8 protein-coding genes are annotated in these 8193 nt (G+C 70.2%); 7 read left to right on the plus strand and 1 reads right to left on the minus strand.

Annotation, left to right across the window (positions count from 1 at the left end):
• The first annotated feature begins 93 nt into the window (after nt 1–93).
• The 7 genes from PKE44_RS11630 (at nt 94) to PKE44_RS11660 (ending at nt 7512) form a co-directional block, all read left to right on the plus strand.
• On the plus strand, nt 94–981 hold the full coding sequence (locus PKE44_RS11630; protein WP_324551296.1) for a DMT family transporter: 888 nt from the start codon (nt 94–96) through the stop codon (nt 979–981).
• A 31-nt stretch (nt 982–1012) separates the two neighbouring features.
• Nucleotides 1013–1966: an ornithine cyclodeaminase family protein gene (locus PKE44_RS11635; protein ID WP_324551298.1), complete on the plus strand. Its 954-nt coding sequence runs from the start codon at nt 1013–1015 to the stop codon at nt 1964–1966.
• Between the two features lie 450 nt (nt 1967–2416).
• Complete coding sequence (locus tag PKE44_RS11640) at nt 2417–3547, plus strand: branched-chain amino acid ABC transporter substrate-binding protein (RefSeq protein ID WP_324551301.1); 1131 nt, start codon at nt 2417–2419, stop codon at nt 3545–3547.
• A 129-nt stretch (nt 3548–3676) separates the two neighbouring features.
• Nucleotides 3677–4594, plus strand: coding sequence for a branched-chain amino acid ABC transporter permease LivH (locus tag PKE44_RS11645; protein ID WP_324551303.1), 918 nt, complete (start codon nt 3677–3679; stop codon nt 4592–4594).
• A 4-nt stretch (nt 4595–4598) separates the two neighbouring features.
• Nucleotides 4599–5930, plus strand: a complete 1332-nt coding sequence (gene livM, locus PKE44_RS11650) for a high-affinity branched-chain amino acid ABC transporter permease LivM (protein WP_324551305.1) — start codon at nt 4599–4601, stop codon at nt 5928–5930.
• A complete protein-coding gene (locus tag PKE44_RS11655; RefSeq protein WP_324551308.1) occupies nt 5927–6766 on the plus strand; it encodes an ATP-binding cassette domain-containing protein in 840 nt (279 codons plus the stop codon). The genes livM and PKE44_RS11655 overlap by 4 nt, the downstream gene beginning before the upstream one ends.
• Before the next feature lie 29 nt (nt 6767–6795).
• Nucleotides 6796–7512 carry an ABC transporter ATP-binding protein gene (locus PKE44_RS11660; RefSeq protein WP_324551313.1) on the plus strand — a complete coding sequence of 239 codons (717 nt, stop codon included), beginning with the start codon at nt 6796–6798 and terminating at the stop codon, nt 7510–7512.
• A gap of 135 nt (nt 7513–7647) precedes the next feature.
• Here PKE44_RS11660 and PKE44_RS11665 read toward each other — a convergent pair whose 3' ends face one another.
• Nucleotides 7648–7890: a tail fiber protein gene (locus PKE44_RS11665; RefSeq protein WP_324551311.1), complete on the minus strand. Its 243-nt coding sequence runs from the start codon at nt 7888–7890 to the stop codon at nt 7648–7650.
• Between the last annotated feature and the right edge of the window lie 303 nt (nt 7891–8193).

Below are 8193 nucleotides of genomic sequence, written 5' to 3' on the forward strand. Positions count from 1 at the left end.
CGGCCGTCCCGTCCGTCCCGGCGGTTTGCCCTGCGCACGGGGCAATGCCGATACTGCTGCGCAATCCCTGCCCGAGTCCGTAGCCCCGTCCGCATGCATCCCCATCGTCAGGCCGTGTTCTGCGCCCTCGGCGCCGTGCTGGCGTGGTCCACGGTCGCCGCGGCCTTCAAGTACAGCCTGCGCTGGCTGACGCCGGTCGAGCTGCTGCTGGTGGCCTCGCTCAGTTCGCTGCTGGTGCTCGCCGGCGTGCTGGCCGTGCAGGGCCGGCTCGGGCAGCTGCGCCGGCTGCCGGCCCGTGACTGGCTGGCTTCGGCCGGCTACGGCTTCCTGAACCCCTTCCTGTACTACCTCGTGCTGTTCGAGGCCTACCGGCGGCTGCCGGCGCAGGTCGCGCAGCCGCTGAACTACGCGTGGCCGCTGGTGCTGGTGCTGCTGTCGGCGCTGTGGCTGCGCCAGCGCCTGCGGCTCGCGACGCTGGCGGCGATGGGGCTGTCGCTCGCGGGCATCGTGCTGATCTCGATGCAGGGCGAGGCCGCGGGCAGCGCCGGCAGTGATCCGGCCGGCGTGGCGCTGGCGCTGGCGAGCACGCTGATCTGGGCCGGCTACTGGCTCGCCAACAGCCGCGACCGGCAGGATGCGGTGCTGCGCCTGAGCGCCAACTTCGCCTGCGGCACGCTGTTCATCGCGCTCTGGTGGCTCGCCGGCTCGCCGCGGGCGCTGCCGCTGCCCGGCGTGCTCGGCGCGGCGTATGTCGGCGTGTTCGAGATGGGGCTGACCTTCGTGCTGTGGCTGTCGGCGCTGCGCCTGGCGCGCAATGCCGCGCAGGTCGGCGGACTCGTGTACCTGTCACCGTTCCTGTCGCTGCTGTTCATCCACTGGGTGCTCGGCGAGACCATCCGGCCGGCGACGGTCGCCGGTCTGGCGCTGATCGTCGGCGGCGTGCTGCTGAACCAGCTCGCCGGCCGGCGCGCGGCGCCCTGAAGTTTTTTCGCAACCGCCGCCGGAGGTGAGCATGCAGGTGTTCGATGCCGCGCAGGTGCGCGAGGCGCTCGACGCGCCGGGGCTGATCGAGGCGCTGCGCGCGGCGTTTCGCGAGGGCGCCGAAGTGCCGCTGCGCCATCACCACACGCTCGCGGTACCCGGTGAGCCGGCGGCGACGCTGCTGCTGATGCCGGCGTGGACGGCGGGCGGCTTTCTTGGCGTCAAGATCGCCGGCGTCTTCCCCGGCAACGCCGCGCGCGGCCAGCCGGCGGTGCAGGCGCAGTACCTGCTGATGAACGCCGGCACCGGCGAGCCGCTGGCGCTGCTCGATGGCAACGAGCTGACCGCGCGGCGCACGGCGGCCGCTTCGGCGCTCGCGGCCGGCTATCTGGCGCGGCGTGACGCCGCCCGGCTGCTCGTCGTCGCCACCGGCCGGCTGGCGGTGCCGCTCGCCTGCGCACACGCGGGCGTGCGCGATTACGCGCAGATCTCGGTCTGGGGCCGCGATCCCGGCAAGGCGGCGGATGTTGCCGGGCAGTTGCGCCGGCTCGGGCTGCCGGCCGATGCGGCGGTCACGCTCGAAGCCGCGGTGCGCAGCGCCGACACGATCTCGTGCGCGACGCTCAGCACCGGGGCGCTGATCCGCGGCGACTGGCTCGCGCCCGGCACCCACCTCGATCTGGTCGGCGGCTACACGCCGGCGATGCGCGAGGCCGACGATGCGGCGATCGCGCGCGCCGAGGTCTTCGTCGACACCCGCGCCGGCGCGCTGGTCGAGGCCGGCGATCTGGTGCAGCCGCTCGCAAGCGGCGTGCTGCGGCCCGAGGCCGTGCTCGCCGAACTCGCCGGACTCTGCCGCGGCGAGCACCCGGGCCGGCGCGACGCGGCCGCCATCACCGTGTTCAAGTCGGTCGGCACCGCGCTCGAGGACCTCGCCGCGGCGGTGCTGGTCTGGCAGCGGCGGGCGCTGCCGGGATGCGGATGAGCAGCACAGGACTGGCCTGACCATCGGGCCATGGCGAGGCGCGCCGGCGGCTCTCTGCACCGTTGCGGCGCAGGGCCGGCCGCGGGCGGGGGCGCGGCAGCGGCAAGTTTCTGATCAGCCGCGCTTGCGCCGGGCTGGCACGGAAACGGTATTCCGCCTGCGGAATGTGCCGCTTCGGGGCGCCCGTGATCTGCGTCAGCCAAGCTGTCCGGTGTCCGGCCCGCAGGCTTGACAGTCGCGTGACACGGCAGCCATAAGCACTGCGCGGAACAGTGGCACCCCCAGAACGTGCCGGCCGGCGCAGGACGCCGGTACCGGATTCCGCCCGCGCCCGCGACGGCCGCCCGAGGCGGTCGCGACGGACGCGGAACCCGCCGCAGCCTCATCTTCCGATCCAGTCCATTCGTCCTATCCAACATCCCTTACCGCTACTTGCGTAGGAGCAGAACGATGAAGAAGGCTATCCAGCGCGCCTTTGCCGTGTCCCTGCTGGCCGGTGCCGTCGCCTTTGGCGTCGGCGCGCACGCGGCCGACGTGATCAAGATCGGTGTTGCCGGCCCGATGACCGGCGGCAACGCCGCGTTCGGCGAGCAGTTCTGGCGCGGGGCGGTGCAGGCCGCCGAGGACATCAACGCCGCCGGCGGCGTCAACGGCAAGAAGATCGAGCTCGTGAAGGCCGACGACGCCTGCGAGCCCAAGCAGGCGGTCGCGGTCGCCAACCGCCTCGTCGACCAGGACAAGGTCGATGCGATCATCGGCCACTTCTGTTCCTCCAGCACGATCCCGGCCTCCGAGATCTACGCCGAAGCCGGCAAGCTGCAGATCACGCCGGCCTCGACCAACCCGAAGGTCACCGAGCGCAACATCCCGACGATCTTCCGCACCTGCGGCCGTGACGACCAGCAGGGCGCCGTCGCCGCCGACTTCATCCTCAGCACGCTGAAGGCGAAGAAGATCGCGGTGATCCACGACAAGGACACCTACGGCCAGGGCCTCGCCGATGCGATGAAGGCCTCGGCCGCCAAGAAGGGCGCCAAGGAAGTCCTCTACGAGGGCCTGACCCGCGGCGAGAAGGACTTCAACGCGCTCGCCACCAAGATCAAGGCCGCCGATGCCGATGCCGTGTACTTCGGCGGTCTCGCCGCCGAGGCCGGTCCGCTGGTGCGCCAGCTGCGCGAACAGGGTTCGACCGCGGCCTTCATCTCCGGCGACGGCATCGTCGACACCGCCTTCGTCACCGCCGCCGGCGGCCCGCAGTTCTCGAAGGGCGTGTACATGACCTTCGGTGCCGACCCGCGCAACCTCCCGGGCGGCAAGTCGCTGGTCGAGAAGTTCCGCAAGGCCGGCTACGAGCCCGAGGGCTACACGCTCTACAGCTACGCGACCCTGCAGGCGGTCACCGAGGCGATGAAGGCCACCAAGTCCACCGACGGCGCCACGCTCGCGAAGTGGCTGAAGGGCCACACCGTCAACACCGTCATGGGCCCGAAGGCCTGGGACGCCAAGGGTGACCTGAAGGTCTCCGACTACGTCATGTACCAGTGGGACGACAAGGGCGGCTACGCCGAACTGAAGAAGTAAGCCCGCGTCCGCAACGAGACTGCGACCCCCGCCACCCGATCCGGGGCGGGGGTCGACTTTTGTCGGGGCTGCGCGCGCCGTGATCCGTGCGAAGCCGCCGCCCGCGACCTTGACCGGGGAGATTTCCGGATGGACTGGCACATCCTCGCCCAGCAGCTCGTCAACGGGCTGACGCTGGGCTCGATCTACGGCCTGATCGCCATCGGTTACACGATGGTGTACGGCATCATCGGCATGATCAATTTCGCGCACGGCGACGTGTACATGGTCTCGGCCTACCTGACCGCGATCGCGATCGCCGTGCTCACCGGCTTCGGCATCGACTCGGCGCCGTTCGCCATCGTCATCACGCTGGCGCTGACGATGTTCATCACCGGCGTCTACGGCTGGTCGATCGAGCGCGTCGCCTACCGGCCGCTGCGCGGCTCGACGCGGCTCGCGCCGCTGATCTCGGCGATCGGCATCTCGCTGGTGCTGCAGAACTACGTGCAGCTCTCCCAGGGCGCCAAGCCGCAGGGCGTGCCGACGCTGGTCAGCGGCACCGTGCGCCTCGGCACCGAAACCAATTTCGTGCAGATGACGTACATCCAGATCCTGATCGTCGTCGTCAGCTTCGCGGCGATGGCGGCGCTGACCTGGATCATCCGCAGCACCTCGCTCGGCCGCCAGTGCCGCGCCACGCAGCAGGACCGCAAGATGGCGGCGATCCTCGGCATCGACACCGACCGCATCATCTCCACCGTGTTCGTGATCGGCGCAGCGATGGCGGCGATCGCCGGCGTGCTGGTGACGCTGAACTACGGCTCCTTCGACTTCTTCATCGGCTTCGTCACCGGCATCAAGGCGTTCACGGCCGCGGTGCTCGGCGGCATCGGCTCGCTGCCCGGCGCCATGCTCGGCGGCATCCTGCTCGGCCTGTTCGAATCGCTGTTCTCGGGCTTCGTCAACACCGATTACAAGGACGTGTTCTCGTTCGCGCTGCTGGTGCTGGTGCTGATCTTCCGCCCGAGCGGGCTGCTCGGTCGTCCCGAAGTGGAAAAGGTGTGAGCCGATGCTGCCCGCTGCCCCCCTCCATTCCCGTATCGATGTACTGGCGAGCCTGCGCGAGGCGCTGCTCGCCTTCGTGCTCGCGCTCGTGGTGTTCGGCCCGGTCTCCGGCCTGATGCTGAGCGGCTACAAGGTTGAGCCGCACTGGCTGCGGCCGCTGCTGCTCGCCGCGGTCGTCGCGGCCGGACGCTTCGCGATCCACCTGCTCGGCCAGACCCCGGCCGGCCGGCGCATGGTCGCGCGCAATCAGGCGCGCGTGCACGGCGGCGTCACGGTCGCCGCCCTCGGCCAGAGCCCGAACCGCGCCCGCCTGCTGCTGGTGTTCGTGCTGCTCGGCGCCTTCGTGATTCCCTTCCTGCCCTGGCTGCCGGTGCCGGATGCGCTCGCCGCGCTCGGCGGCAAGTACTGGCTGTCGAACCTGATCCTGGCGCTGATCTACGTGCTGCTCGGCCTCGGCCTCAACATCGTCGTCGGTCTCGCCGGCCTGCTCGATCTCGGCTTCGTCGCCTTCTACGCGGTCGGGGCCTACTTCCTCGCGCTCGGTGCCCAGTACCTCGGCATCGGCTTCTGGACGGCGCTCGTGTGCGCGCCGCTGCTCGCCGCCTGCTGCGGCGCGGTGCTCGGCTTCCCGGTGCTGCGCATGCACGGCGACTACCTCGCCATCGTCACGCTCGGCTTCGGCGAGATCATCCGGCTGGTGCTGAACAACTGGCTGGAGTTCACCGGCGGTCCGAACGGCGCGCCGGTGCCGCCGCCGACGCTGTTCGGACTCGAATTCACGCGCACGGCGCGCCAGGGCGGCACGCCGATCCACGAGTTCCTCGGCATCGAATACAACACCAACCTGAAGCTGGTGTTCACGTACCTGGTGCTGCTCGTGGTCGTCATCGTCATGGTGCGGCTGCTGACGCGCCTGCGGCAGATTCCGATGGGCCGGGCCTGGGAGGCACTGCGCGAGGACGAGATCGCCTGCCGCTCGCTCGGCATCAACCACGTCGTCGTCAAGCTCACCGCCTTCATGATGGGTGCGATGACCGGCGGCCTCGCCGGCGTGTTCTTCGCGACCTATCAGGGCTTCGTGAACCCGACCTCGTTCACGTTCTTCGAATCGGCGCTGATCCTCGCCATCGTCGTGCTCGGCGGGCTCGGCTCGACGGTCGGCGTCATCATCGCCGCGCTGGTGCTGACGCTGCTGCCGGAGCTGCTGCGCGAGTTCGCCGACTTCCGCGTGCTCGCCTTCGGCCTGCTGATGGTGCTGATGATGATCTGGCGTCCGCGCGGCCTGATCCGCCCGCAGCGTCCGGCCTTCGCGCCCCCGCAGGAGGTGGCGCGATGAAGCCGTCCAGCCTCCTCGAAGTCCGCGGCCTGACCATGCGCTTCGGCGGCATCGTCGCCAACAACGACGTGTCCTTCGATGTCGCCGATGGCTCGATCACCGCGCTGATCGGCCCGAACGGCGCCGGCAAGACCACCGTCTTCAACTGCCTGACCGGCTTCTACCGCGCCAGCGGCGGCACCATCCACCTCGCCACCGCCGCCGGCGCGCCGGTCGAGGTCGGCAGCCTGCTCGACAAGCCCTTCATCGGCGGTTCGTATCTGGTCGCGCGCGCCGGCATCGCCCGCACCTTCCAGAACATCCGGCTGTTCCGCGAGATGAGCGTGGTCGAGAACCTGCTGGTCGCGCAGCACCAGCGGCTCGACCGCAACGTGCTCGCCGGCGCGCTCGGCACGCGGAAGTTCCGCCAGACCGAACGCGACGGCCTCGCCCGCGCCTTCCACTGGCTGGAGGTCATGGGCCTGACCGCCGATGCCAACCGCCTCGCCGGCGAGCTGCCCTACGGCCGCCAGCGCCGGCTGGAGATCGCGCGCGCCATGTGCACCGGCCCGCGTCTGGTCTGCCTCGACGAACCGGCCGCCGGCCTCAATCCGCGCGAGACGCACGAGCTGTCCGAACTGATCCGCACCCTGCGCAGCGAGCACCGCGTGACGGTGCTGCTGATCGAGCACGACATGAGTCTGGTCATGGGCATTTCCGAGCACATCGTCGTGCTCGATCACGGCGAGGTCATCGCCGCCGGCAACCCGGAAACCATCCGCAGCTCCCCGGCCGTGATCGCGGCCTATCTCGGCGCCGAGGAAGCCGAGGTCGAGGGCGGGGAGGGCACGCGATGAGTCACCAGACCCGGACCCCTGCGGATGCGATCCCGCAGCCGCTGCTCGACGTGCGCGGCATCGACACCTTCTACGGCGCCATCCAGGCGCTGCGCGGCGTGTCGCTGCACGTCAGCCGCGGCGAGATCGTCACGCTGATCGGCGCCAACGGCGCCGGCAAGACCACGCTGCTCGGCTCGATCTTCGGCAACCCGCGCGCGAGCGTCGGCAGCGTGTCCTTCGACGGCGAGGACATCACGACGCTGGCGACCCACAGAATCGCCCCGCGCGGCATCGCGCTGGTGCCCGAGGGCCGGCACATCTTCCCGGCGATGACGGTCGAGGAAAACCTCGTCATGGGCACGATCCCGGTCGGCGAGGCCCACCTCGACGAGGATCGCGCGCAGATGTTCGAGCTGTTCCCGCGCCTGCAGGAACGCCGCAACCAGCGCGCCGGCACGCTCTCGGGCGGCGAGCAGCAGATGCTCGCGATCGCGCGTGCGCTGATGAGCCGCCCGCAGCTGATCCTGCTCGACGAACCCTCGCTCGGCCTCGCGCCGCTGGTGGTCAGGCGCATCTTCGAGGTGCTGCGCGAGATCGCGAGCCTCGGCAAGACCATCTTCCTCGTCGAGCAGAACGCCAACCACGCGCTGAAACTCGCCGATCGCGCCTACGTGCTGGTCAACGGCGAGATCCGCCTGCAGGGCAGCGGCCGCGAACTGCTGGCCGATCCCGAGGTGCGCAAGGCCTATCTGGGCGGGCACTGACGCCGGCCGGCCCGCCGCAGTGATCGCGGCGGGCCGGCTGGCTTGCGGTTGCGCGAGGGCTGCCCGAACAGCGGTGGCCTGAGCGGGAACGCGCACGTGTCGATCGCCCCGGCCCGGCCACCCCGGCCGCAGCCGTCAGTCGCGCATCGGGTAAGTCCCCTGCACCGCGATGCAGAAATGCAGGTTGGGCGCCGGTTCCTTGTCCCGCAGGTCGGGCAGGGCGAAGGTCCTCATGCCATCGCCGCCGAACTGGTTGCCGAGCAGCGAGTACAGCGCCTCGTTCTGCGCGATCGACAATAGCTGCCCCTCGCAGCGGACCCAGCCGCTGGGGGCGTAGGTATACGGTAACAACAGGATTTGTCCGAGAAACGCTTCCATCGAGACTCCTTGAGCGGGCTGAGTGCAGGTGCCGGCGCGGGATGCGATCCGTGCGTACACGGATGCGCAGCCACGCTGCCAACCACGGTCCGTGGTATTGGCCGCGCGCAGTCTAGGTGCCGATGCGCTGCGTCAAGGTAAGCCGGGGTTGCACCGGCTGGGCGCGCAGGGCGGGTCGGCATGTGCAGGGCGGGTCAGGCGTGCATGGCACACCTCGAATCACCTCACCGGCTTTCCGCGCGCCGCAACCCGCCTTCCGCCTTGCTCCGGAGTCCCGTTTCCGCCCCGGATTGGGTCTATGCC

Source organism: Plasticicumulans sp., assembly GCF_035331805.1.
Lineage (GTDB): Bacteria > Pseudomonadota > Gammaproteobacteria > Competibacterales > Competibacteraceae > Plasticicumulans.

What these genes read in the sequence shown, in the direction of transcription:
- PKE44_RS11630 (WP_324551296.1), top strand. Translation starts at nt 94, where the DNA reads ATGCATCCCCATCGTCAGGCCGTGTTCTGCGCCCTCGGCGCCGTGCTG.
- PKE44_RS11635 (WP_324551298.1), top strand. Translation starts at nt 1,013, where the DNA reads ATGCAGGTGTTCGATGCCGCGCAGGTGCGCGAGGCGCTCGACGCGCCG.
- PKE44_RS11640 (WP_324551301.1), top strand. Translation starts at nt 2,417, where the DNA reads ATGAAGAAGGCTATCCAGCGCGCCTTTGCCGTGTCCCTGCTGGCCGGT.
- PKE44_RS11645 (WP_324551303.1), top strand. Translation starts at nt 3,677, where the DNA reads ATGGACTGGCACATCCTCGCCCAGCAGCTCGTCAACGGGCTGACGCTG.
- livM (WP_324551305.1), top strand. Translation starts at nt 4,599, where the DNA reads ATGCTGCCCGCTGCCCCCCTCCATTCCCGTATCGATGTACTGGCGAGC.
- PKE44_RS11655 (WP_324551308.1), top strand. Translation starts at nt 5,927, where the DNA reads ATGAAGCCGTCCAGCCTCCTCGAAGTCCGCGGCCTGACCATGCGCTTC.
- PKE44_RS11665 (WP_324551311.1), bottom strand. Translation starts at nt 7,890, where the DNA reads ATGGAAGCGTTTCTCGGACAAATCCTGTTGTTACCGTATACCTACGCC.